The following is a 23,293-nucleotide window of genomic DNA, read 5'->3' as shown; positions in this document are numbered from 1 at the left end:
CCTCGGTCCCGCATGCGCCGACAGCCACAGCCCGTTACGCCATCCACCACAGTGGACACAGTCATTGGTCAGAACAGGTGGTCATAATCGTGTCAACCACACCCAATCGGCGTTATCCCAGCACTCATCCATGGATCACCTTCAGGTTCAGAGCGGACAGAATGAATCCCAGGACCTGGGTTCTGCTAGGCGAGGCCACCTCAAAATGTGAGCACCTGGCCGGATCGGCCATGCCCCCTCGTTCGCAGAGGGACTCAACCGGATCAGCCTGGAGCGTGGCACGTACGGCACAACCAGCATCGAAGGCAACACTCTGACCGAAGCCGAAGTACGCGACATCGTCGAAGGGCGAGCCAGAACTACACCGTCGCGTGCGTATCAACGCCAGGAGATCGAGAACCTAGTGTCTTTGTTCAACGACATCATTCAAGAGTGCCTGCCCGACAACGCCCCGCCGCTGTCAGCCACACGATTAAAGGATCAACACGCTCGCCTGATGGTAGGTCAGCCGGAGAACGAAGACGTTGTTCCCGGTGCGTTCCGTACGCACGATGTGCTGGTCGGACGCTACCGCGGCGCGCCACCGGAAGACTGCGAGTATCTAGTCGACTGTCTATGCGAATGGCTGAACAACGAGCTGTCCCAGTTGAGCGACGACCCCGCCCTGCGGACGCCCATGGCCTTCATACTCGCCACGCTGGCCCACCTGCATCTGACTTGGATTCACCCCTTCGGCGACGGGAACGGACGCATGTCCCGCCTGCTGGAGTTTGAACTACTCATACGTGCTGGAGTTCCAGTACCCGCCGCCCATCTCTTGTCCGACCACTACAACAAAACCCGCGACATGTACTACTCCATCTTGGAGCAGACCAGCGTACGCCCCGATTACCCGGCAGAGGACTTTATCCACTACGCAGCACAGTGCCTTGTGGATGGTCTGCGCGAGCAGATCGTGCAAGTGCAGGAGATGCAGTTATCCATCATGTGGCAGTCCTACGTCCACGAGCGGTTCCATGGTCAGCACACTCAGGCGCGAACCAGGATGAGAGACCTCGTGCTGGCCCTGCCCGTCGGCCTTTGGACCCCAGTCGATGACGTAACAATCCTTAACCGGGGTCTAGCCGAGGCGTATCGGAGCAAGACTTCGAAGACCGTGACGCGCGACATCAACGGCCTGGTCAAGATGGGGCTGGTCGAGAAACAGCGTGGCCACGGCGTGCGCCCCCGCGTCGAAGTCATGTCCGCATTCCTTCCTCCGCGACGCGACCCATCAGGGGAGCCAATGAGCTGATCCATTCAGTGACAGTGCTTCCGACGCGCCGTCAGCAGCGCTTGTCATTTCGACGCGTCCTCTCGACGCGTTCACCACGCAAGCGCTTTGACGGGCGCTTGCGCGACGCGGCACGGCGGAGCCCTCCGAGCCGCGCTTTCACAGCACTCTCACCCATCCCCATGAGTGCAAGTCTTCTCTCCTGCGCGCGCAGCCACACCAGCTCATCGCTACGGCGCATCACCCGACGAGCGCAAGTTACAACAATAGGATGACGGGCACCATCATAACCACACATGATCACTATCATCCACAAACAGGTCATTAGGAGATACGCAGACGCCGTTAAAATACGTACAACTAGACGCAAATCGGGCACAGCTAGGACACCCGAAAGCATGGTCAGCAACACAAGAACACCCACAATAAGACTAGACGCCACCGCAACTACCGCCAAAAAGACACCCTGACCCTTACCCCAACTACACCCCCACGCGAAAGCACGCACACAGAGGGCCAGGACAAGCGACGACACGGTAATGATTACAGCGGCCTGCCCCCAGCGAAAAAAGACGGCGAGGAGTATTGGAACAATAAGAAGCAACAACGCCATCACCACCCACCAACACATGCGTACAGCCTTTCCCCGGCTACGAACGTGCTCCAACACTTTGTTCCGCATTAAGAGTTCATCGCCACCTGGGCAACGCACATGCCTGTTTATTACGCGAAGATACCCCTGTTCATATTCCCACCATATTGCGCGACGACGCGCTTTCACATCCTCCGTCACATAGTCGATCGCGCGCCCATAAAGCCAGATCGGAATTACAACTGACACAGCAGCAACAGACCATATGGGCCAGATCGACACCAGCACCGCAACCTTAGGCCCCTGCCGAAACGCAGCCGGGTCAGGCGTCCACAGCAAGCAGACGTATAAAGCGGGCACCCACACACAATACATAGCCAGCCAGAACAACAGCGCCCCCCTAGGCGTCCGCCATACGCTGTTCATTATCGTATCGCGCCGCCCGACCCGTTTAACAGATGCGCGGACTTGAAATCCAAACACCGCAATTATGGCACACTCGGCCGCAAGCAGTGCGGACACTAACGTCACCCCCGTTGAAACAGATCCATCCAATCCGAAAGAGCAGCGATTTAGCCCCTCCACTCCGGTAGTCACATCGGCAGCTATGCACCGCCTGCCTACCGCCCTAATCTTCGCCAATTCCGAGAGCAACAGCTCGGGAGAATTGTCGCCGTGATGGTCAATCATTACACACAACGCCCACACGCAAATACCCAGCAACCCCGGCACTGTGAGCATAGCAATGTTACCACCATGCTCCCAGACTAAGCCTCGCTCATAACGCTTGTCTCGTTTCTCCCTCGAGCCGATCCGACCGTCCTTACCCTCCTCAAGACTTGGGTCCTGCCCAAGGTCAAGAGGGACGATCGCAGAGTCATCTTTTTGCGCAGCGCGCGGGCCCCTGACCCATCTCAGGATGCGCTGTACGCGGCCGGATTGCTCAGCCCCCGTCTTATTCTCAGTACCATTCGTCGACTCGTTCTTCTGCGACTCAGGCTCCTGGTCGGCCTCTTTCTCATCGCCCTCGTTTCCGACAAGTGCCGTGGCCTGCGACTGTCTCTCATCACCACGCACGTCTTCGCGCTCGCTCATGATAGCCTCGGTTCTCGCCGGCTGGTCAGGGTCTCGGGCGGAGCCGGCGGATGCCGCCTACGTCGATGTTGCCACAGGAGTCCGACGCGAGCTACCGGCCTGCACTGAGCACTCGGGAGGACGCGCATGAAGGGCTCGAGGCGGCCCGCGCACGCGGCAGCTGGACCCGCTCGCACCCGCCCTTGCACTCAGTCGCCGACCACTCGCTCGTAGACGTGCGGCTCCAGGGCGCGCATCTGGTCCTCGATGGCGCGGGCGAGCAGCGGCTCGTCCAGGCGCAGCCCGAGTTCGACGTTCTGTTCCTCCGCGCTGCGGGACACATTCGCGCTCGTGACGACCACGATCTGGTGATCCACCACCACGAACTTGGCGTGATTGCGCGGCCGCTTCCCGCCTCACCGGCCCGCGCACGCATCACAATGGCACCCCTGAGCTCACGCGCGACCTGCGCGGTGGTGGGCGCCCAGGGTGTCCAGGTCATCGAAGGCATCAGTGGAGATCGTCTCGGGCAGGCCGCGGTCCGGAACGATCGAGTTGCCGACCTCCAGCTCCCAGATGACGGTGAGTTCCTCACCCATGCGGTCCTCGGCCAGCGATTGCAGTGAGACCAGGTGCTCCAGGCAGGTGCGAGAATCGTCGGCGGGGCTGTGGGGCAGGCCCTGCTCGCGCACGTCGGTGACGGCCCAGGTGGCGCCCCGCACCTGCACAACCTGCCCGGGTTCGGGCAGGGCCGGAGCAGCATCAGTGCCGGAATCCTGGCCGGACCTTGCGGTCGCGCCCGTGGACTGGGGTGAGGTCTGCGTAGTCATCGGTGCCTGTTCATGCCGAGGTGCCCAGATATGAACGGGGCCACTGCAGCCTCGGCCACCACCACCTGCGTGCATACGAGCACCACCCAATGAGGCCGAGCCCGTTCCGAGATCCGCCACGGGTGCATCCAGGCGGGAACCCACCTCACCCTTGCGAAACAACTCGCTCTTCGGTAACTACTTGCCGATCTGGAAAGTACTTGCTACTGTCGCCCCATGAGAACCAAATCGAATCTCATATCCGACCACGCCGCGAGCGTCGGCCCGCACACACCGGGCACCCCCGGCAGCGCGGGCGCCGCCCACGTCCCGTTGACCCCGCCCCTTCACTCATCCCGCGCCTCCCGCCACCATCCTGTGGTACCGGCCGGCCTGGCCATTGCCACCCTCGCGCTGCTGGCCGCCATCGCCACAGGCCTCGTCCACGGCTCCGCGGACATGATCAGCGCCGGCGTCATAGGACTCCACGTCACGATCTCCTGTGCGGTGACCCCCTGGGTCATCACCCGCGCAGTCACGCCCACTCCCGCCACAAAGGAGACCTCCTGTGCCTGACCACGACCTCCACCCCGCCGACCCTCAGCAGACAGGCCTGGGGTCCTCGGACTCTCACTTTCACCCCTCGGGCCCCCATCCCGCCGAATTCCAGAGCGTGAGTCCCCAGCAGGCGCGCGATCTACTACGCCAGGCCGACCACCTGGGCACCGCTGCCGCCTCGGGGGCCGGGACCCCCTACGCCTTCTTCCTCATCGGCCTTGGCGCGCTCTGCTCCATGCTGGCCGTCGCCATCTACCTGGTCAGCCTCACCGACGAGAGGCTGATTCTGCTCCCCTTGACCGTCTTCCTGATCTGGCTCGGCGCGCTCATCGCCGCCATGGTCATGACCGCCCGCGCCGCCAGCCTGGGTTTCACCCGCCGCTGGCGCGTCTCCATATTCTCGTGGGTCGCCGTCTGGGGAGTGACAGCATTCGGCAGCACCGTCTTTTGGGTCGGTGAACTATGGTTCACCATCATTGCGGTCCTGGCGCTAATCGCCGTGACCGTGTGGGGCGCATTGCGGGAGGTCCGATGACAGGCCCTGCCACAGACCCCGCAGCCTCTGCCTCCGGGGACACGCCCCAGCACCCGCGCCACCAGCTTGTTGACGCGCTGATGCACCCCGTGCGCTTCTCCCTGGTAGCCGCCCTGGCCAATGTGGAGCAGGCCGACTTCCCCACGCTGCGCGACACCCTCCAAGTCAGCGACTCGGTACTCAGCCGCCAGGCCTCCCAACTGGAGCAGCTGGGAATCGTCGCCATCCGCAAGGGATACGTGGGCAAGCGGCCCCGCACCTGGATGTCCCTGACCCAGGAGGGCCGCTCACGCTGGCAGACCCACCTCGCCGCGCTCCAGGCGATCGCCGGGCCATGACCCGCTCCCCAACCAGCCCACACCTCAACGCGGCGATTATCAACCGGGGCGTGGACACCGGCGACACCGCCTACATCTGGCGTGCCGGCGGCCTCATGGCCGCCGGCCGTGTCGCTCAAGGCATCTGCGCTTGCCACCTGCCCAGCCGCACGCTTAAGACGCCTTCACGACTCCCGCAATACCAGACTTTTCACTGAAATTCCGCCATTTCGCCCCAAACTGCCGAATCCACCGCGGAGTCTCCCATGTGCGCCGACGTCCCCGCCGCACGCAGGAGGCCTCACAGGGCCATACACCGCCTGCTCAAAACCGCAAAATTAAGCCATTTCCGCCAACACACTCGTTTCTTGAGCGTGCGTCACACCTGCTGTGCCCCGCAGAACCAACGCCCGTCCTCCCCGGCCATCGGCCATGTTCGCCCCAGCACCCTCGCTGGACGCCTTCCCGCGTCCCGTCCATCGAACCAACGCCCACTCCTGTCACAGAATGCACCACTTTCGGATCGCGGCGCCATCAGGATCACGACGAAGCCGCAGGATTCCGCGATCACCGTTAGCACGAGCAGCGGTCACGGCGCTGAAAGTGGTGCATCCAATGACACCCCGCCGCCACGCCGACAGCCTCCGCCCACACCCGAGCCGCCACCAGCCCCGCCCCAGCCACCTCACCCGCGCCCCGACGCACCTTTCATCCACATCCCACTCGCATCCCAGCCGCGCCTTGGTGACGCCTGCACCCCGGCACCCGTGCACTTGCGTAGGCTGACGCCATGAGTTGGCTGATGGGCATCCGCGTCGTGTGCACCATCATCGTCGCAGTCACGACGGTGATCGGCGTCTTCGTATTCGGCCACGCCTGTTGCACCATCGCCAACCGCATGGGCGTGGGCCGGCCCGTCCCCCGCGAGCGCCTGCGCCCGGTGGGCCGCCGCCTGGCGCGCATGCTCGGCGAGGTCCTCGGCCACACCGCCTTCAAGGGTCGCCCCTGGATCCGGGCCGCGCACTGGCTGGTGATGGTCAGCTTCCCCCTGCTGTTCCTGACCCTGGTCACCGGCTACGGCCAGGTGCTGGCGGGCCCGCACTGGGAGCTGCCGTGGCTGGGTCAGCAGGCCTGGTGGGCGTGGGTGGTTGAGCTCATCGCCTGGCTGAGCCTGGCGGGCATCGTCCACCTGATCATGGTGCGCCGCCGCCTTACCCGCCGCCGCGCCGCCGCACCCCCCTTCAACACCGACTCCGCCGGCGGCACCCGCACCCGCACGTCCCGCTTCGCCGGCTCCAGCCAGGGGCAGGCGCACTTCGTGGAGGCGGTCGTGGCCGGCGTGGTGATCTGCGTGTTGGTGCTGCGAATGCTGGAGCACGCCCAGCTCGCACTGTCCGCCGACCCGGCCGACGCCGCCCTGGCCCACTGGACCCACTTCCCACTGACCGCCTGGACCGGCCCGCTGTTGGCGCCGCTGGGCGCGAACACCCTGGCGGCCGCTATCACGGTGGTGGCGACCATCAAGGTCGTCATCTCCATGAGCTGGTTCGTGGTGGTGGGCCGACAGCCGTCGATGGGCGTGGCCTGGCACCGCTTCCTGGCCTTCGTGAACCTCTACGCGCGCCGCAACACCGACGGCACCAAGGCGCTCGGCCCCGCCAAGCCGCTGGCGCTGCCGGACGGCCGGCCGCTGACCGCTGACACCCTGGACGACCTCGACGCCGCCATGGAGGCCGCCGAGGAGGCGGGCACCGAGGTCAAGCTGGGTGTGGAGCGCATCGAGGACTTCACCTGGAAGGGCCTGCTGGACTTCTCCACCTGCACCGAGTGCGGCCGCTGCCAGGACCTGTGCCCGGCGTGGAACACCGGCAAGCCCCTGTCCCCCAAGCTGTTCACCCTGGCCCTGCGCGACCATCACGCCGCCGCCGCCCCCTACCTGCGGGCGGCCAGCGCGCTCGGGGTCGAGCCCGACGATGTCACCGATGAGATGCTGGCTCAGCGCCGAGGTTCCCGCGGCCCGCTCGGGCGGCTGACCGGCATGACCGACGGCCTGGAGGACGACGACGATCTGGGCCTGGCCGCGGGCAGCGCCCACACCGGTGATGTGCTGGGCGCCCTCCTGGCCGCCAAGGCCGCCCCCACTGAGACGGGCGTGGCCATGCGGCCGGCACCCCTGGCCGGCGAGGTGATCCCGGCCGACGTGCTGTGGTCCTGCACCGCCTGCGGGGCGTGCGTGGACCAGTGCCCGGTGGACATTGAGCACCTGGACCACATCATCGACCTGCGCCGGCAGCAGGTGCTCATGGCCTCCGCCTTCCCCAAGGAGCTGGGGCAGATGTTCCGCAAGCTGGAGTCCAAGGGCAACCCCTGGGGGCTGGCGGCGCGCAAGCGCATGGACTGGGCCAAGGGCCTGGACTTCGACGTGCCGGTAATCGGTGAGGACATCGAGTCGGCCGAAGAGGTCGACTACCTGTTCTGGGTGGGCTGCGCGGGCGCCTACGAGGACCGGGCGAAGAAGACGACGCGGGCGGTCGCCGAGCTGCTGCACACCGCGGGGGTGTCCTTCGCGGTCCTGGGCGACGGCGAGGCCTGCACCGGCGACCCGGCCCGCCGCGCTGGCAATGAAATCCTGTTCCAGACGCTGGCGGCGCAGAACGTCGAGGCGCTCAATGAGGTCGGCGCGCAGAAGATCGTGGTGACCTGCGCCCACTGCTTCAACACGCTGGCCCGCGAGTATCCGCAGGTTGGAGGGCACTACGAGGTGGTGCACTACACGCAGCTGCTCAGCCGGCTGGTGCGCGAGGGGCGGCTGCGCCCGGCCCCGCCGCAGACGGCGAAGCCCGCCGCAGAGGCTGGGGTCGGCGGCGCTCCGGGGGAGGGCGTCGAAGGCGTGGCGGGGCTGGCGGGAGCGGCCCGAGGCACGAGGGCCGCGGGTGGTAGCCGAGACACCCTCCCGCGGGACGCCGCCCCATCCCCTACTGCCCCGACCGTCACCTACCACGACGCCTGCTACCTGGGCCGCCACAACCGCATCTACTCCCCGCCGCGTGAACTGCTGGAGGCGACCGGCGCCACCACCGTGGAGATGCCGCGCAGCCGGGACCGCGGTTTCTGCTGTGGCGGGGGCGGGGCACGCGCCTTCATGGAGGAGTCGATCGGCACGCGCATCGCGGTGGAGCGCTCGCGGGAGGCCATTGGCACCGGCGCGCAGGTGGTCGCCACGGCCTGCCCGTTCTGCACCACGATGCTCTCCGACGGCGTCGCCTCCGAGGGCGCCGACGTGCGCGTCACGGACGTGGCCACCCTCATGCTGGAGGCCGTCCACCGCGGCCAGCAGCCGACCCCCGTGTGAGGACCCGTCGGCCGGGGATGCGGCGACAGCGCCGTCCACTCCTCCGGCCCGACGACGCCCTCTCACACCCGAACACGGCCACCACACCGCAACCGCCGGCCCGAACCACCACAGCCGCGAACACGAAGAACTCGTTTACTACGCCAGTTCAACGTCTGCTACGCCCTTTAGGCGTTTGCTGAAGGCCTCAGAACCCTTCAGCAAACCCCTAACTGGCGTTCCCAACACCGAAGTGGCGTAGCAGAGAACGCCCCGGCGTCGGCGGGGTCCTCCGGCCAGCCTGTCCCCGGCCGGACGGGTGAGTCGAGAAGGGCTCCGGTCAGCGGGCACGGGTCGGGCACGGCTCACCTCCGGTAGGGGTCGATGTGCAGGCGCATGCCGCGCGGGTCACGCACCAGCCCAGCCGTCTGAAGCAGGTCGCCGACCACCCGGTCGAGTGCGGAGATGCCGTTGAGCGTCTCCACCACGCGTTTGCCCGGGCGGGCAGTGTCTCGCAACGCGGCGCGGGTCTCGGCGGCGACGACGGCGTTCAGCGCCTGTTCCAGCTCCGCCGTCTCGGTGGTGTAGCAGGTCAGGGCGCGCAGCCGCTCGGCCGCATGCAGCACCGGCCGCCCGCCGATCAGGACGACGTGTGCACCCTGCCGCGCGGCCGGGCGCGGCAACTCGCCGGCATCTGGGGCGCCTGCGATATCCGTGGCCCGTGCCGCCAACTCGGGCGGCAGTGCCGGCTCGGGCCAGGGGACGACGCCGCCCACGAGGCAAGCGGGATCCTTCAGGTCCAAGACCACCGGCGGCTCGGGGCGGGCGATGGGCGGGGGTGCCGACTCCCGCCCGGTCGTGGGCTCGTTCGACGCCGCAGCGGCGGACGCAACGAGGTGGTCGGCCGCCTCGGAGCGCATGTCGTCGGCATCCGTATCCTTCACGGCCAGGGCGCGCAGTCGGTCGACGGTCTCTCGGTCGGCGAACTGACTCGGCCCGAGCCCTTCGACAAATGCTCCGCGCGCCACCACGCCGGCATCCTCCATGCGGCGCAGCACCGGCAGCAGCGGGCCGATGCCTCCCGGCACTCCGGCGGCGAGCGCCACGTCCCGGCCGACGACGCCGTAGCGGTCGAGCAGGGATTCGACGTCGGCGACGGCCTGCTCCTCGGCCGTGGCCTGCGGTGGGGAGAGTCGGCGCCAGGAGGCGGTCGCGAGCGCTGCGGCGAGTGCCGGGTCGTGGGAGGTCGTGGTGCTGCCGAAGGTGGGAGCGCCGCCGTTCGAAGCCGACTGTCGCCGGGGACTCGATTCCGGCGGCGCCGGTGCTGCGGGCGGGGTCGACGATGTCGATGCTATGGGCGGAGTCGACGGCGGCGCTGTTGGCTGCGTCGATTGCGGCGAGCCCGCGGCTCCCGCAGGGCGAGCGCGGCCGGTGTAGTAGCCGGTGCGGTATCCGCCGTAACGGCGGGCGCGACGACTGCGCACCCGCCGGGGCGGGGCGGCGGTCGGCCGCGGCTGGAGGAGCGCACGCACCGGCGCGAAGGACTCGGTCGTGAGCCGCCCGGCGAGCACCAGTCCCCACTGCTCCTGCGCCGCTAGTTCGTCCCTGCCCACGGGATCACCGACCATGGGGGCCAGCGGGGAGTCGGAGGGGAAGAAGGCGATCTCGCCCAGCGCGGCACCACCCCGGCCCGGGGCCGGCAGGTCGCGGGGTGCCGCCGGGGGAATGGTCGTCGCCGGTGGCCTCGGGGCGGCCCCGGCGGAGGGCGTCGCAGAGTCCGCCGCCCCGGCATCCGCTTCGGCCCACCGCCCGGCCCCGGTCCCGTCCGCCGCCCCGGCATCCGCTTCGGCCCACCGCCCGGCCCCGGTCCCGTCCGCCGCCCCGGCATCCGCTTCGGCCCGCCGTCCGGCCCCGGCTCCGTCCGGTGTCCGGCAGACCCAGACCACCTCCCCGGAGCCGATGAGCTCATCCAGCATGGCGGGACGGTAGTCGGCGACCCGGGTTGGGAAGACCACCGCCTCCCACAGTCCGGCCGGCAGCCATACGCCCTCCAGGGCGGCAATCGCCTCCGCGAGCGCCTCCACGCCGTGTCCGGGCGCGACGCCGACGCCGATTTCACCGCTGCCGACGGCGGTACCGGGCGCTGCCCGCGACCCCGCCGCCACTGGTACGGCGCCCGCCTCCTCCGCACGCGCAGTAATGCCGGCGCGTTCCAGCACGAGCCGCTGCAGGGCCGCGGCCGGCACCGGCTTCACGGCGGCGCGTGCCTTGGCCAGTGAACGGTTGCGCACCCTGGTGAACACGCCGGGCGCCATCCAGCGGGCCTGATCGCCGCCGCCCAGGCGCATGAGGGCGCCCTCGTCGACCAGCGCCTGCAGTACCTCAATGGCCACAGCCGGGCCCAGCCCGAAGGCCTTCGCCGTAGCCTCAACAGTCACCGCGGCGTGGGTGCGGGCGTAGCGCAGCAACAGGTCGGCCAGTGGTGTGCGGGGCACGGTGATGGGGCTCGGCGAAATGTCGGCCGCATCCGGCCCGCCCAGGGCTGCGCAGGCATCAGCGCGCGCTCCCGCGGCGAGGGATGCATCCGCATCGCCCTGGCATTGCGCCCAGTCGGGCACCGCCACGCCGAGGGCACTGCGCAGCATCGCCGCGTCCTCCGCGCGGGCCCAGCACTCGCGCCCACCCACGCGCACGGGGAAGGCGCGCCGCGCCCGTTCCAGTTCCGCGAGCCCGGCGCGCACGCCGCCATCGCTCCCGGCCGCGACAGCCACGCCGGCATCCATTCCGCCATCCATGCCTGCATCCGTAGCGGCATCTGCGCTGCCGTCACCGTCCGAGTCCTGACGCGCTGGCGCCTCACCCACCGCGGCGTCATCGTCGGCCCGGCAGCGTGCCACGAGCTCGCCGACCGAAAGCGGGCCCAGCTCGCGCAGCAGGTCGGCCAGCCCCTCGGCGTCGGCGCGCACCCGCCGCCCGGGGGCCAGGCGCTGCAGCTCGGAGTCGACCCGCGCCATGACCTCCTGATCCAGCAGGTCGGCGATGCCACCGTCCCCAATGAACTCGGCGACGACGTCGGGGTCCAGGGAGAGCAGCCGGGCGCGACGCTCGGCATGCGGCAGGTCCTCCTGGTACAGGAAGGCGCCGGTGTAGCCGAACAGCAGCGGACCGGCGAAGGGCGACGGCACTTGCGTGACCGCCTCCACCAGCGTGGCCGTGCCCGCGGCGAGGCGCTCCATGAGGCCACGCAGCGCTGGCAGGTCCCAGACGTCCTGGAGGCATTCGCGCGCCGCCTCCACCGACACGGGGAAGCCGGGGAACTGGCGGGAGGCCTCCAGCAGTTGACCGGCCTTCATGCGTTGCAGCCACAGCGGGGCGCGACGGCCGGGGTGGGAGGCCGGCATGAGCAGGGCGCGGGCGGCACATTCGCGGAAGCGGGCGGCGAATACCGCCGTATGGTCGACGCGGCTGCGCACCAGCTGCTCGATCTGCGCGGCGTCGAAGGTGAACAGCTCCGCGCCCGGCGGGCGGTCGGTGGGCGGGGTCTGCAGCACCATGCCGTCGTCGGCGGTGACAATCTGCGGGTCGACCCCCAGCCTGCGGCGGGCCCGCTCCTTGACGGCCATGGCCCAGGGCTCATGCACGCGACGCCCGAAGGGGCTGTGCAGGATCAGTCGCCAGCTGCCGTTCTCGTCGCGGCAGCTCTCCAGCACCAGGGTGGTGTCGGAGGGGACGACGCCGGTCGCCGCCCGCTGCTCGCGCAGCAGCGCCACCAGATTCGCTCGGGCGCTCGCATCCAGGCCGGCGCGCGCCAATCGCTGCGTCAGGGCCGGTTCCGGCGGGTCGGCGAGGCCGCCGTCGCCGAGGACCGCGGCGGCCTGACGCAGGAAGGCGCCCTTTGCGGCACCGGTGGCCGCCGGGCGGCCCGCCCCCTCGCCGTGCCAGAACGGCAGGCGGGCGCTGCGGCCGGGGGCCGGGTCGACGATTACGCGGTCGGGCTCGATCTGGCGGATGCGCCAGGAGGCGGTGCCCAGGGTAATCACGTCCCCCACGCTGGACTCGTTGACCATCTCCTCGTCCAGTTCCCCCACGCGGCGGCGGCCGGCGGCGGCGTCGCCCTCGGGCAGCATCACCGGGAACAGGCCGCGGTCGGGGATGGTGCCGGAGGCGGCGACGGCGAGCCGCTGCGCGCCGGGCCGGGCGGTGAGCGCCCCGGTGGCGCGGTCCCAGACGATCCGCGGGACCAGGTCGGCGAGGCCGGCGGAGACGTAGCCGCCGGCGAGCAGGTTCAGGACCGCGTCGAATGCGCTGCGCGGCAGGGTCGCGTAAGGGGCGGCGCGAGTGACGGTGGCGTACCAGTCGTCGGCTTTGCGGTCCTCGACGGCGACGGCGGCCACGGTCTGCTGGGCGAGCACGTCCAGGGCGTTGGGCACCAGGGCGGTGTGCTCGATGCTGCCGGCGCGCATACCCTCGGCGACGACGGCGGCGTCCACGAGCTGGGTGCGTTGGATGGGGTAGATGATCCCGCGGGGCCTGCCGCCGACGCGGTGCTCGGCCCGGCCCACGCGCTGCAATCCGGCAGCGACCGACGGCGGGGGCGCCACCTGGAGGACCAGGTCGATGGCACCCATGTCGATGCCGAGTTCCAGGGAGGCGGTCGCCACCACGCAGCGCAGCCGGCCGGACTTGAGTTCCTCCTCCACCTCGCGGCGCTGCTCCTTGGAGACGGAGCCGTGGTGCGCCTTGGCGATCACGGGCGCCCCCGCGGGCAGGGGCTGGGTGTGCTGGGAGGCCCCCATCTCCCAGGACTCGTGGTGGCGGACCGGCTCACCCATGGCGGGCAGGTTGGAGTCCATCAGGACCGCGGCGTCGGCCAGGTAGCCGGATTCGCCCCTGGTGGGCGAGTCGGGAAGGTCGGCTGCCACGTCCGGAGCTTGCGGGGCAGCTACGTCGGCGGTGACGGCGTCCTCCGCGACGGCCGGGGCTTCGGCGGCCAGTGAGCCTGGGGCGGTGGCCTGGTCTCCTACCGCCAGGGCGGATGCGGCGCCGCGCTCCGCCAGGTAGGCGGCGTAGTCCTCGTTCAGGTGGGCGGTGAGGCGTTCGCAGGCGCCCCGGGAGTTGACGAATACGAGCGTGGTGCGGTAGGCGAGGATCTGCTCCAGCAGCGCGTGCTCGATATGCGGCCAGATGGAGGCCGTCATGCGGGCCGGGGCGCCCGCACCGGTGTCGCGTTTACCGACGGATGCCGCATCCGCATCAAGTCCTTCGGTAGTGGCCTGCCCGGCAGTCGGCGCACCGACAAGACGCCCGCCGACAGGCGCACCCGTCGCCCCGATGGATTCCACCGCCATGGCTTGGCGCAGCGCCCGGTCGCTGCGCCAGGCCTGTCTGCCGCTTCTGCCGCCGGTGCCGGAACCCGCAGGCGAACCGGTAAGACGGCCACCGGCGCCTATCCCCTCCCCCGCCGTCCCGCCGCGGTGGGGCGTGCCCCGCAGTGCCCGCTCGCGGCGGTCCCAGGTGGCCGGCACACGCGCCATATCCGCCACGGGCACGGCGACGGTCACGTCGGGAGTGGCGTGGACGTCGTCGTCGGCAATGACGCTCACCGGGTGGATGCCGCCCAGGAAGCGGGCGATCTCCGCGCGCGGGCGCACCGTCGCGGACAGGCCGATGCGTTGGGCGGGGCGGGGCAGGAGGTCGTCGAGGCGCTCCAGCGATAGGGCCAGGTGGGTGCCGCGCTTCTGGCCGGCGAAGGAGTGGATCTCGTCGACGATGACGGTCTCGACGCTGCGCAGCGTCTCGCGCACGGCGCTGGTGAGCATCAGGTACAGCGACTCGGGAGTGGTGATGAGGATGTCCGGCGGGCGGGTGCGCAGGCGGCGGCGCTCGGCCGGGGTGGTGTCGCCTGTGCGCATGCCCACCGTGATGGGGGCGACGGGCTCGGCCAGGTCTTCGGCGGCCGCGGTGATGCCGGCCAGGGGGCGGCGCAGGTTGCGCTCCACGTCGGCGCCGAGGGCCTTCAGCGGGGAGATGTACAGGACCCGCACGCCGCGCCCGCGCGGCTGCCGCGTGCGACGGCGCTCGGCTGGTACGGCGCCGTCCGGGGCGGCGTCGGCCGGGGTAGCGCCAGCCGGGGTAGCGCCAGCCGGGGCGGGGTCATCGCCCTGGACCACCTGCGCCGCGGACCGGGAGAGGCGGTCAATGGCCGACAGGAAGGCCGCCAGGGTCTTTCCGGAGCCGGTGGGGGCGATGACAAGGGCGTTCTCGCCGCGGCCGATGGCCGCCCAGGCGCGCCGCTGGACCGGCGTCGGCCCGGCCGGGAAGGCGGTGTCAAACCAGGCGCGCGTGGCGGGAGCGAACTCATCTGGCAACGTCGGCAACATCGGAGCCAGGATAGGCGCGACCACCGACATAAATCAGTCCCGTTCCGGCTCGCACCTCGCAGCCGTCTCGGACGGCGGTGGCGGCCAGCGCTGGCTCAAGCGGGGCGACGCCCCACGAACCATTCGCCCGTCAGCGGTCCTCCCGCCCTGCCGACTCCTCGGTCAGGCGGTCCAGAATCTCCGGCACCCGCTGCGTCACCGCAGCCCAGAACAGGTCGTCATTCATGGATCGGTAACCCGTGTTGCCCGCAATGTTCCGCGTCGTGCTAATCGCCAGCCGCTCCTCGCAAGTGACAGCCGTTAGATACGGCGCGAACTCGGGTCGCTCGAACAGTGCCGCCAGCCGAATGATCACCATTGATGCGACGTCATAGGCGTCCGAGCCGCCATGGAACGAGTCTCGCGAGGTGCCGGAAACCATGTGCGTTCCAGCATTTCGTCGGATACGGGGCGCCTGCCCGACTCCATCTGGGCCAGACTCGGCTGCCGCAGGCCAGCGCGTTCGGCCAACTGAGTCTGCGTCAACCCCACGTCACGTCGTGCGGCACGGATGAGCTCGGGCGCCGCATTGGTATCGAAGCGCCTCATGCACCAAGCATCGAGCAGGGATGCTAAAGCGATGGAGGTGTTTGTGTCGGCGACTCAACGTAGCGTGAGCCCCATGTCCGCCACCGCCCCCACCGGCACCGCTCGGTCCAGCCCCACCACCATCAGTGTGCGCGGCGCCCGCGTCCACAACCTGAAGAACATCGACGTCGAGGTGCCGCTCGGGAAGCTGGTGGCCATCGCCGGCGTATCCGGCTCGGGCAAGTCCTCCCTGGCACTGGGGGTGCTCTACGCGGAGGGTTCCCGGCGCTACCTGGAGGCGCTGTCCACCTACACGCGCCGTCGGATCACCCAGGCGGGCCGTGCGGACGTGGACGAGGTCCGGCATGTGCCCGCGGCCCTGGCCCTGCACCAGCGGCCGGCCATCCCCGGCGTGCGCTCCACCTTCGGCACGGCCTCGGAGCTGCTCAACAGCCTGCGGCTGATGTTCTCCCGACTCGGCAGCCACTGCTGCCCCAATGGGCACCCCTGCCCGCCGAGCATGGACGTCGCCCTGATGGTGCCGACCAAGTGCCCCGTCTGCGGGGAGGAGTTCTTCGGCCCCGGCGCGGAGGCGATGGCCTTCAACTCCGAGGGCGCGTGCCCCACCTGCTCGGGCACGGGCACGGTGCGGACGGTGGACGAGTCGACCCTGGTGCCCGACGAGTCGCTGACCATCGACGAGGGCGCCGTCGCCCCCTGGCAGAACCTGATGTGGTCGCTCATGAAGGACATCGTCCGGGAGATGGGCGTGCGCACGGATGTCCCGTTCCGGGAACTGACGGAGCAGGAGCGGGAGCTCGTGTTCCACGGCCCCGCCGAGAAGCGGCATTTCCTGTACGTCAACGAGAAGACCAACACGGCCGCCGAGATGGACTTCACCTACTACAGCGCGGTGCACACCGTGGAGAACGCACTGTCCAAGGTCAAGGATGAGAAGGGCATGAAACGCGTGGAGAAGTATCTCCACGCGGCCGACTGCCCGGACTGCGGCGGCACCCGCCTGAGCCCCAAGGTGCTCTCCACCACGCTGGCGGGCAGGAACTTGGGGCAGGCCACCGCCATGACGCTGGACGCGCTGGTTCCCTGGGTGCGGGGCCTTCCCGCCACCCTGCCCGAGGACATGCGGCCGATGGCGGACAGCATCATCACCTCCTTCCTGGACAACGCCAGGCGCCTGAACGACCTCGGCCTGGGTTATCTCGCGCTCGACCGCGCCAGCAGCACGCTGTCCACCGGTGAGCGGCAGCGGGTCCAGCTCGCCCGCGCGGTGCGCAACGAGACCACGGGCGTGCTTTACGTGCTCGACGAGCCCAGCATCGGCCTGCACCCGTCGAATATCGACGGCCTGATGGAGGTCGTGGACAGTCTGATCGCCGACGGCAACTCGGTGGTGCTCGTCGACCACGACGTGCGCGTCCTCAGGCGGGCGGACCACATGATCGAAATGGGTCCCCTGGCCGGAAGCCAGGGCGGCACCGTCATCGCCCAGGGCAGCATCGACGAGGTCTCCCGCAACCCGCGCTCGAAGATCGCTCCCTTCCTGGCCGAGGGTGCGGAGCTGCTGAGCCGACGCCGTACCGACCGTTCCGAGATGTTCGACCTGGGGACGATCCTCCTGGAGACCGCCCCCATACACACGGTCCACGCCTTGAACGTGGAGGTGCCGAGGGGACGGTTGACCACGGTCACCGGCGTGTCCGGCTCCGGCAAGACCACCATGGTGCTGGAGAGTCTGATCCCCGGGCTCCGGGCCCGGTGCGAGGGGCAGGCACTGCCCGCTCACGTCAGGCGCATCGAAGCCGAGGGCATTCGCAGGGCGAACCTGATCGACGCCTCACCCATCGGCACCAACATCCGCTCAACCGTCGCCACCTACAGCGGCATACTCGACCATCTTCGAAAGACCTTCGCCGGCACGGATGACGCCAAGGCGCGGGGCCTGAAGGTCGGCGCGTTCTCCTACAACACCGGCTCACTGCGCTGCCCCACCTGCGACGGCACCGGGCAGATCTCCCTAGACGTGCAGTTCCTGCCGGATGTGACCATCACCTGCCCGGACTGCGGTGGACAGCGCTACGGCGAAGACGCCGAGGAGATCCTCTGGACGCCGCGACACTCCATGGAGTCATATTCGCTGCCGCAGCTGATGGGCATGGACGTCAGCGAGGCCCTGGAGGTGTTCACGGGCAGTAAGAAGATCCACGAGCGGCTCTCCGTCCTGGATGATCTCGGACTCGGGTACCTGACGCTCGGGGAGGACACTCCCGCGCTCTCCGGTGGTGAGGCCCAACGCCTCAAGCTCGCCAGCGAAATGGGCAGGCGGCAGGAGGATGCGGTGTTTGTGTTCGACGAGCCGACGATCGGCCTGCACCCCCTGGATGTGCAGGAGCTGCTGGACGTGTTCGACCGGCTCGTCGGAGCCGGCGCGACGGTCGTGGTGATCGAGCACGATTTGGACGTGATCGCGAACTCCGACTACGTCATCGACATGGGTCCCGGGGGCGGCGAGGCGGGCGGCCGCGTGGTCGCCGCCGACACCCCGGAGCAGCTGGTCGCCGACCCGGCTTCGATCACGGGACGCTACTTGGCGGAGCATCTGGCTCAAGACGGCGGGCGCTGACTGCCAATGGACTATCACAGCTTCTCGTCCGGCTTCCGTCTTCGCGGCGTCGAACTGCCACCCGGAGGCCCCGACTACGAGCTCGGCAAGGAATTCGGTTCCTATATGGAGACGTATCTGGTACCAGGCGCCACACCCGGGTCAGGCCTTGCCCCACTGTCCGCCCGGCGGTCTGCGAACCGGCTGTCCGGAGACACGGTGTCAAAATCGATGACAAACGACCACCGATGCCCGCCAGCCCCGATCCGGCACCCGCATGATTCCAGCGATTCGTCCGCAGTCACCGACGCCGCCGGACCCGTTTGTCATAGATCCGGACACCCATGATTCCGGTACCCCCGACCACGCATCCGGGCTGCGCCCCGCCAGTCGACTGCTATGACCTCCACAAAGCGGCGGTCCTCCTCAGCGAGAGCCGTTGGGATACGCGCATCGAGTGTGGCACAGCTCCGGCACACCACGAGAGTCCGCTCCGGCCCCGTTGCCGCGCTCGACTGCGCTGTCGCTCCACCGGTCGACTCCACGCGCGCCGTCATTCCCCGACACCGCCCTCCTCGACACCGCCGTCCCCGACGCCGGCATACTTCCGGGGCCGGCCCCTCCCCCGCATGGGTGCGGCCCTGACGCCCCGACCGGCGTCGTCGAGGGCGCGCCGCAGGATGATCTCGATCTGCGCATTGACCGAGCGCAGGTCGTCGGCGGCCCACTTGGCGATGGCCGCGTGGACCGCCGGGTCGAGCCGCAGCAGAACCTGCTTGCGCTTACCGCCCGTCATCGGCGCCCTCCGTCACCGAGCCGACCTCAGGCGTACAGGGAGCCGGTGTTGACGACGGGCTGGGTGCGCTGGTCGGAGCAGAGCACCACCAGCAGGTTGGAGACCATCTGGGCGCGGCGTTCGTCGTCCATGGAGACGATGTCGTCGGCCTCCAACCGCTTGAGGGCCTGATCCACCATGGTGACCGCACCCTCGACGATCTGCTCGCGCGCGGCAATGACGGCGCCGGCCTGCTGCCGCTGCAGCATCGCCTGGGCGATCTCCGGCGCGTAGGCGAGGGAGGAGATGCGCACTTCGATGATCTCCAGTCCGGCGATCGCCACGCGCGCGGCCACCTCCTCGGCCAGCTCGGCGGAGACCAGGTCGGTGCCGCCACGCAGGGAGGTCTCGCCGGGGCCGGGCTCGTCGTAGGGGTGGGTGGTGGCCACGTGCCGCAGTGCCGACTCCGCCTGCGCCTTGATGAAGGCCTCGTACTCCTCGACCGCGAAGACCGCCCGGGCCGTGTCGGCCACCTGCCAGACGACAATGGCCGCGATCTCCACGGGGTTGCCATCAAGGTCGTTGACCTTGATCTCATTGGTCTCGAAGTTGTGGACCTTGATGGATACCTTCTTGCCGGACGTCAGCGGCGGCACCAGGACCAGGCCGGTACGGCGCACGGTGCCGATGTAGCGGCCGAAGAACTGGCGCACGCTGGTCTGCCCGGGGGAGACGATGGTGAAGGAGGTGAACAGCAGCAGCGGGATGATCAGGCCCACCGCACCTACGCCCAGACGCAGCACCCCACCTGAATTGCCTTGGTCCACGGCGATAGCGCCTGCAACAAAGACCGCGACAGACAGGCCGAACAGCCCCAGCAGCAGGAGCAGCACCAGGAACGCCACACCGGATCCGGAACTGGCGGCGGAACGCTCCACAATGTCCACTCGTCCCTTAACGGCACTGGACTCCTGCTGGGCGGTGGGGACGCGGGGCTCCGTGGACATGATGACTCCAGTTCTTGCCGCTGCGGCGGAGGCGACACCCTCCAGACACCCGCGACAGCTATAGCAATATGATAGCTATTTTTCGGTCAGCGGCAAGCCCCTTCCCGTACTGCCACCCACCCGCAGGCCCACACCTGTCACCAGATGCACCACTTTCAATCGCATCGCGCGCACCACACTGTCAGAAACAGCCAGATTCCACAGAATCACCGAGCACCCGCCCCCGGACAGGCCCCTAAAGCGGTGCATTCAGTGCCACCTTGGCCAAGCCCGCGCCCCGGATCCGTGCTCCTACAACGGCGAACAGGGTGCGGGCAGCGCCACCACCTGGCAGACGCCGCAGTAGCCGCGCGCAGACGGTGTCGGGGGTCACCCCGTAGCCTGGAGCTATGAGTACGGAGGACGCCCCCTCGCTCTTCGACGCCGCAGCCGATGCCGGCGGCCCGATCATCGACGATCCCACCCGGCCGCTGGCGGACCGACTGCGGCCGCGTACGCTCAACGAGGTAGTCGGTCAGCACCATCTGCTGGCCGCGGACGCCCCGCTGGGACGAATGGTGGCCGCCGGACGCCTGGCCTCGATCATCCTGTGGGGCCCGCCCGGCTGCGGCAAGACCACCATCGCCCGGCTGCTGGCGGACCGCACCGGCCTGGTGTTCGAGCAGGTCTCGGCCACCTTCTCCGGCGTAGCCGACCTGCGCAAGGTGTTTGCCGCAGCGGCACGTCGCCGCGAGGTCGGCCAGGGGACGCTGCTGTTCGTCGACGAGATCCACCGCTTCAACCGCGCCCAGCAGGACTCCTTCCTGCCGTACGTGGAGGACGGCACCGTGGCGCTCGTGGGCGCCACCACCGAGAACCCCAGCTTCGAGCTCAACGGGGCGCTTCTGTCCCGCTGCCAGGTTCTGGTGCTGCACCGGCTCGACGACGGCGCCCTGGCCGAGCTCCTCACCCGCGCCGAGGCGCTGCTCGGGCGCCGGCTCCCCCTGACCGACGGCGCCCGCCGCGCGCTGTTGACCATGGCCGACGGCGACGGCCGCTACCTGCTGGGCATGGTCGAGCAGGTGATCGGCTATGCGGACTCCCAGGGGGTGACGGGCTCACAGGAGAGCAGCGGCACCAGCCCAGCCGCGACCGCACCCGCTGGTCGACCTGCGAGTACTAATCCGACCGCGGCCGAGGACTCCGCCATACGCGCAGGCGCCGCTACCACCGGGCCGGTTGACCTGGATGAGGAGGACCTGGCCGCCGTCGTCACCTCCCGCGCACCCCTGTATGACAAGTCCTCAGAGGAGCACTACAACCTCATCTCCGCGCTGCACAAGTCCATGCGCGGCTCCGACCCGGACGCCGCCCTGTACTGGCTGGCGCGCATGCTCGCCGGCGGGGAGGACCCACTGTATGTCGTGCGGCGCCTGGTGCGCTTCGCCTCCGAGGACGTGGGCATGGCCGATCCCGGCGCGCTGCAGATGACTCTAGCCGCGTGGGACGCCTACGAGCGGCTGGGCTCCCCGGAGGGTGAGCTGGCCATCGCCCAGGCGGTCGTCTACCTGGCGACGGCGCCGAAGTCGATCAGTGTCTACCGGGCCCTGGGGCGGGCGACGAAGCTGGCGCGGCAAACCGGCTCGCTCATGCCGCCGGCGCACATCCTCAATGCGCCGACCCGCCTGATGAAAGAGCTGGGCTACGGCGAGGGCTACCAGTACGACCCGGACACCCCGGAGGGATTCTCCGGCGCCGACTACATGCCCGAGGACCTCCCGCCCCGTAAGCAGCGCGAGCGCCTGTACGAGCCCACCGATCACGGCCACGAGCGGCGCATCCGCGAGCGACTGGCCTACTGGGACGACCTGCGCGCCAAGCTGCGCTCAGACGACTGACGCCTCACCAACCGCCGCGCAGACGCGATCAGGTCACACGCATTCGACTTACCTTCTGATATAAGAATTGCTATACTCTAGTCATGTCGGCGCCCTCGCATGCCTCCGAGCTCGCAACAATCGCCCGGAAGACCGACGAGACCGTACGCGCGGCTCGCGCACGTCTCGTCTCTGCAGTACGTGCCGCCCATCGCGCAGGCATGACGCAAACCGAGATTGCCAACCAAATCGGTCGTTCTCAACCCGAGGTGTCGCGCCTCCTCCGCTTTCATGGCACTACCCCGCTTGCTCGTCGGTTACGTGAACACCGCACGGAGGTCATCAACTGCATCAAAGAGGCGGGTGGATCCCACGTAAGAGTCTTCGGATCCGTTGCCAGCGGCGCAGAACATGAAGGCTCAGACATCGACCTGCTTTTCCACATGGATCGAGTCATGAGCCTCATGGAACTGGCGCAGCTTGAGGCACGCCTTGAAGGCATCCTCGGAACCGGGGTTGACGTCGTCCCTGACTCCGCCATAGCCCCGTATATGCGCGATCGGGTCCTACAACAGGCGGTTCCCCTATGAGCCCAACAAGCCGGACACCGCTTGAGCTCATTGACGAGGCTCTCCACCACCTTGAGCTCGCCCGGTCCTACGCACAGCGCGACCTCACAGACCCGATGACGCTCGATGCGATATCGCTTCGGCTGGCAGCAGGCATCGATGCACTCGGCTCACTCCCGCCCCATATTCGAGACGAGGCTAGTAAGGGCGAGTGGCACGTTCTCAGGGGGACGCGCAATCGCATTGCGCATGGCTACCTGGAGGTTGATCCCAAGATTGTGGCCGCAACCGCCCGACGCGATCTCCCGATACTCGTCACTACTCTTGCCTCCCTGCGTCAGCGCCTCATCAAGGGCGCTACCTGCAGGCAGGCCACCAACAACGCGGGTTAGCCAGATCCGTGGTCGCGTTTTCGTTTGCAACGCCAGTTAGCGGTCCGCCGTGTACTTCAAAGGCCTTCAAAAAACCGTTAACTGGCTCTTCCGGTTTGAGGGTGTGGTGGTTGGGGTCGGTGGGCGCCGATCTGGCGAATACGACCTCGTGATCCCCAAGCCCTCCACCCTCGGGAGGGTTTGGGGCTGATAAGGACGTTCTCGCCGAACCAAGGACGTTCTCGGGCTTACGCGGACGTACTCACCGGACCAAGGACGTTCTCGGGCTTACGCGGACGTACTCGCCGAACCAGGGACGTTCTCGGGCTGGCGGTGTCGGCTCGCGGGGACGATTCGTTGGGACCGTTGGGATCATCTGGGTGCCGAACAGGGACCGCGACCGTTGACGACGCCCGCCGGTGATCTTGGCACCCAACTCGGCACGCCCCCCGGGCGCACGCATGACCGCCGGAGCGCAGATGACCGCCCGGGCGCGGACCTGGCGTAATCGCCCCCGGACACCCCGGGGTGACGGTTCGGCACTTCGCGCGACGGTTCGGCACTTCGCATGACGGTTCGGCACTTGGCACCAACGCTTCGGCACTTCCAACGACGGTACGTACCCCTGGGTGCCTGTGATGTCTCATGACTTCTGGGAC

16 protein-coding genes and 1 pseudogene are annotated in these 23,293 nt (G+C 68.7%); 9 read left to right on the top strand and 8 right to left on the bottom strand.

The window, feature by feature from the left end; all coding sequences use genetic code 11:
• The first annotated feature begins 403 nt into the window (after window positions 1-403).
• Complete coding sequence (locus GZ998_RS12615; RefSeq protein ID WP_219110115.1) at window positions 404-1,294, top strand: Fic family protein; 891 nt, start codon at window positions 404-406, stop codon at window positions 1,292-1,294.
• 31 nt (window positions 1,295-1,325) lie between these two features.
• On the opposite strand, the gene GZ998_RS12610 is transcribed toward GZ998_RS12615, so the two are convergent.
• From GZ998_RS12610 to GZ998_RS12600, 3 genes and pseudogenes are all read right to left on the bottom strand, one after another.
• Complete coding sequence (locus tag GZ998_RS12610; protein ID WP_219110113.1) at window positions 1,326-2,960, bottom strand: hypothetical protein; 1,635 nt, start codon at window positions 2,958-2,960, stop codon at window positions 1,326-1,328.
• Window positions 2,961-3,148: 188 nt separating this feature from the next.
• Window positions 3,149-3,334: pseudogene (locus tag GZ998_RS12605) on the bottom strand (phospholipase D-like domain-containing protein); the annotation flags it as partial.
• Window positions 3,335-3,394: 60 nt separating this feature from the next.
• The gene (locus GZ998_RS12600) at window positions 3,395-3,769 is read right to left on the bottom strand and encodes a hypothetical protein (RefSeq protein ID WP_219110110.1); all 375 of its coding nucleotides are present in this window, start codon (window positions 3,767-3,769) and stop codon (window positions 3,395-3,397) included.
• Window positions 3,770-3,985: 216 nt separating this feature from the next.
• Between GZ998_RS12600 and GZ998_RS12595 the strand changes: the two genes are divergently transcribed.
• From GZ998_RS12595 to GZ998_RS12580, 4 genes are all read left to right on the top strand, one after another.
• Entirely contained in the window at window positions 3,986-4,324 is a 339-nt protein-coding gene (locus GZ998_RS12595) for a hypothetical protein (protein ID WP_219110108.1), read from the top strand.
• A 97-nt stretch (window positions 4,325-4,421) separates the two neighbouring features.
• Window positions 4,422-4,841: a hypothetical protein gene (locus GZ998_RS12590; RefSeq protein ID WP_161923369.1), complete on the top strand. Its 420-nt coding sequence runs from the start codon at window positions 4,422-4,424 to the stop codon at window positions 4,839-4,841.
• Window positions 4,838-5,179, top strand: a complete 342-nt coding sequence (locus tag GZ998_RS12585) for a transcriptional regulator (protein WP_219110106.1) — start codon at window positions 4,838-4,840, stop codon at window positions 5,177-5,179. Before GZ998_RS12590 ends, GZ998_RS12585 begins: the two co-directional genes overlap by 4 nt.
• 769 nt (window positions 5,180-5,948) lie before the next feature.
• Window positions 5,949-8,510: a (Fe-S)-binding protein gene (locus GZ998_RS12580; RefSeq protein WP_219110103.1), complete on the top strand. Its 2,562-nt coding sequence runs from the start codon at window positions 5,949-5,951 to the stop codon at window positions 8,508-8,510.
• Between the two features lie 344 nt (window positions 8,511-8,854).
• Here the strand turns inward: GZ998_RS12580 and GZ998_RS12575 are convergent, their stop codons facing one another.
• From GZ998_RS12575 to GZ998_RS12565, 3 genes are all read right to left on the bottom strand, one after another.
• Window positions 8,855-14,869: a DEAD/DEAH box helicase gene (locus tag GZ998_RS12575; protein ID WP_219110099.1), complete on the bottom strand. Its 6,015-nt coding sequence runs from the start codon at window positions 14,867-14,869 to the stop codon at window positions 8,855-8,857.
• Window positions 14,870-14,999: 130 nt separating this feature from the next.
• Window positions 15,000-15,290, bottom strand: coding sequence for an antitoxin (locus tag GZ998_RS12570; protein WP_257506070.1), 291 nt, complete (start codon window positions 15,288-15,290; stop codon window positions 15,000-15,002).
• The gene (locus GZ998_RS12565) at window positions 15,221-15,457 is read right to left on the bottom strand and encodes a helix-turn-helix transcriptional regulator (RefSeq protein WP_161923364.1); all 237 of its coding nucleotides are present in this window, start codon (window positions 15,455-15,457) and stop codon (window positions 15,221-15,223) included. The genes GZ998_RS12570 and GZ998_RS12565 overlap by 70 nt, the downstream gene beginning before the upstream one ends.
• 73 nt (window positions 15,458-15,530) lie before the next feature.
• On the opposite strand from GZ998_RS12565, the gene GZ998_RS12560 reads away from it, so the two are divergent.
• The gene (locus GZ998_RS12560) at window positions 15,531-18,077 is read left to right on the top strand and encodes an ATP-binding cassette domain-containing protein (RefSeq protein ID WP_219110095.1); all 2,547 of its coding nucleotides are present in this window, start codon (window positions 15,531-15,533) and stop codon (window positions 18,075-18,077) included.
• A gap of 532 nt (window positions 18,078-18,609) precedes the next feature.
• Here GZ998_RS12560 and GZ998_RS12555 read toward each other — a convergent pair.
• Together GZ998_RS12555 and GZ998_RS12550 are read right to left on the bottom strand one after the other, a co-directional pair.
• Window positions 18,610-18,852, bottom strand: a complete 243-nt coding sequence (locus GZ998_RS12555; protein WP_219110093.1) for a hypothetical protein — start codon at window positions 18,850-18,852, stop codon at window positions 18,610-18,612.
• A gap of 26 nt (window positions 18,853-18,878) precedes the next feature.
• Window positions 18,879-19,838, bottom strand: coding sequence for an SPFH domain-containing protein (locus GZ998_RS12550; protein ID WP_162679098.1), 960 nt, complete (start codon window positions 19,836-19,838; stop codon window positions 18,879-18,881).
• Window positions 19,839-20,227: 389 nt separating this feature from the next.
• Here GZ998_RS12550 and GZ998_RS12545 point away from each other — a divergent pair, with 389 nt between their 5' ends.
• The 3 genes from GZ998_RS12545 to GZ998_RS12535 all read left to right on the top strand — a co-directional run bounded on the left by GZ998_RS12545 (window position 20,228) and on the right by GZ998_RS12535 (window position 22,655).
• A complete protein-coding gene (locus tag GZ998_RS12545; protein ID WP_219110091.1) occupies window positions 20,228-21,715 on the top strand; it encodes a replication-associated recombination protein A in 1,488 nt (495 codons plus the stop codon).
• An 83-nt stretch (window positions 21,716-21,798) separates the two neighbouring features.
• The gene (locus GZ998_RS12540; protein ID WP_219110089.1) at window positions 21,799-22,284 is read left to right on the top strand and encodes a nucleotidyltransferase domain-containing protein; all 486 of its coding nucleotides are present in this window, start codon (window positions 21,799-21,801) and stop codon (window positions 22,282-22,284) included.
• Entirely contained in the window at window positions 22,281-22,655 is a 375-nt protein-coding gene (locus GZ998_RS12535; RefSeq protein ID WP_219110086.1) for a DUF86 domain-containing protein, read from the top strand. Before GZ998_RS12540 ends, GZ998_RS12535 begins: the two co-directional genes overlap by 4 nt.
• Window positions 22,656-23,293 lie beyond the last annotated feature (638 nt).

Source organism: Actinomyces sp. 594 (genome assembly GCF_019325145.1).
Lineage (GTDB): Bacteria > Actinomycetota > Actinomycetes > Actinomycetales > Actinomycetaceae > Actinomyces.
Note: the sequence above shows the minus strand (reverse complement) of the source record. Positions and strands in the feature narration are given on the sequence as shown.

Coding starts and splice junctions, on each gene's coding strand:
- GZ998_RS12560 (WP_219110095.1), top strand. CDS start 15,531: ATGTCCGCCACCGCCCCCACCGGCACCGCTCGGTCCAGCCCCACCACC.
- GZ998_RS12600 (WP_219110110.1), bottom strand. CDS start 3,769: ATGACTACGCAGACCTCACCCCAGTCCACGGGCGCGACCGCAAGGTCC.
- GZ998_RS12595 (WP_219110108.1), top strand. CDS start 3,986: ATGAGAACCAAATCGAATCTCATATCCGACCACGCCGCGAGCGTCGGC.
- GZ998_RS12570 (WP_257506070.1), bottom strand. CDS start 15,290: ATGGTTTCCGGCACCTCGCGAGACTCGTTCCATGGCGGCTCGGACGCC.
- GZ998_RS12545 (WP_219110091.1), top strand. CDS start 20,228: ATGAGTACGGAGGACGCCCCCTCGCTCTTCGACGCCGCAGCCGATGCC.
- GZ998_RS12585 (WP_219110106.1), top strand. CDS start 4,838: ATGACAGGCCCTGCCACAGACCCCGCAGCCTCTGCCTCCGGGGACACG.
- GZ998_RS12540 (WP_219110089.1), top strand. CDS start 21,799: ATGTCGGCGCCCTCGCATGCCTCCGAGCTCGCAACAATCGCCCGGAAG.
- GZ998_RS12580 (WP_219110103.1), top strand. CDS start 5,949: ATGAGTTGGCTGATGGGCATCCGCGTCGTGTGCACCATCATCGTCGCA.
- GZ998_RS12550 (WP_162679098.1), bottom strand. CDS start 19,838: ATGTCCACGGAGCCCCGCGTCCCCACCGCCCAGCAGGAGTCCAGTGCC.
- GZ998_RS12565 (WP_161923364.1), bottom strand. CDS start 15,457: ATGAGGCGCTTCGATACCAATGCGGCGCCCGAGCTCATCCGTGCCGCA.
- GZ998_RS12535 (WP_219110086.1), top strand. CDS start 22,281: ATGAGCCCAACAAGCCGGACACCGCTTGAGCTCATTGACGAGGCTCTC.
- GZ998_RS12555 (WP_219110093.1), bottom strand. CDS start 18,852: ATGACGGGCGGTAAGCGCAAGCAGGTTCTGCTGCGGCTCGACCCGGCG.
- GZ998_RS12610 (WP_219110113.1), bottom strand. CDS start 2,960: ATGAGCGAGCGCGAAGACGTGCGTGGTGATGAGAGACAGTCGCAGGCC.
- GZ998_RS12575 (WP_219110099.1), bottom strand. CDS start 14,869: ATGTTGCCGACGTTGCCAGATGAGTTCGCTCCCGCCACGCGCGCCTGG.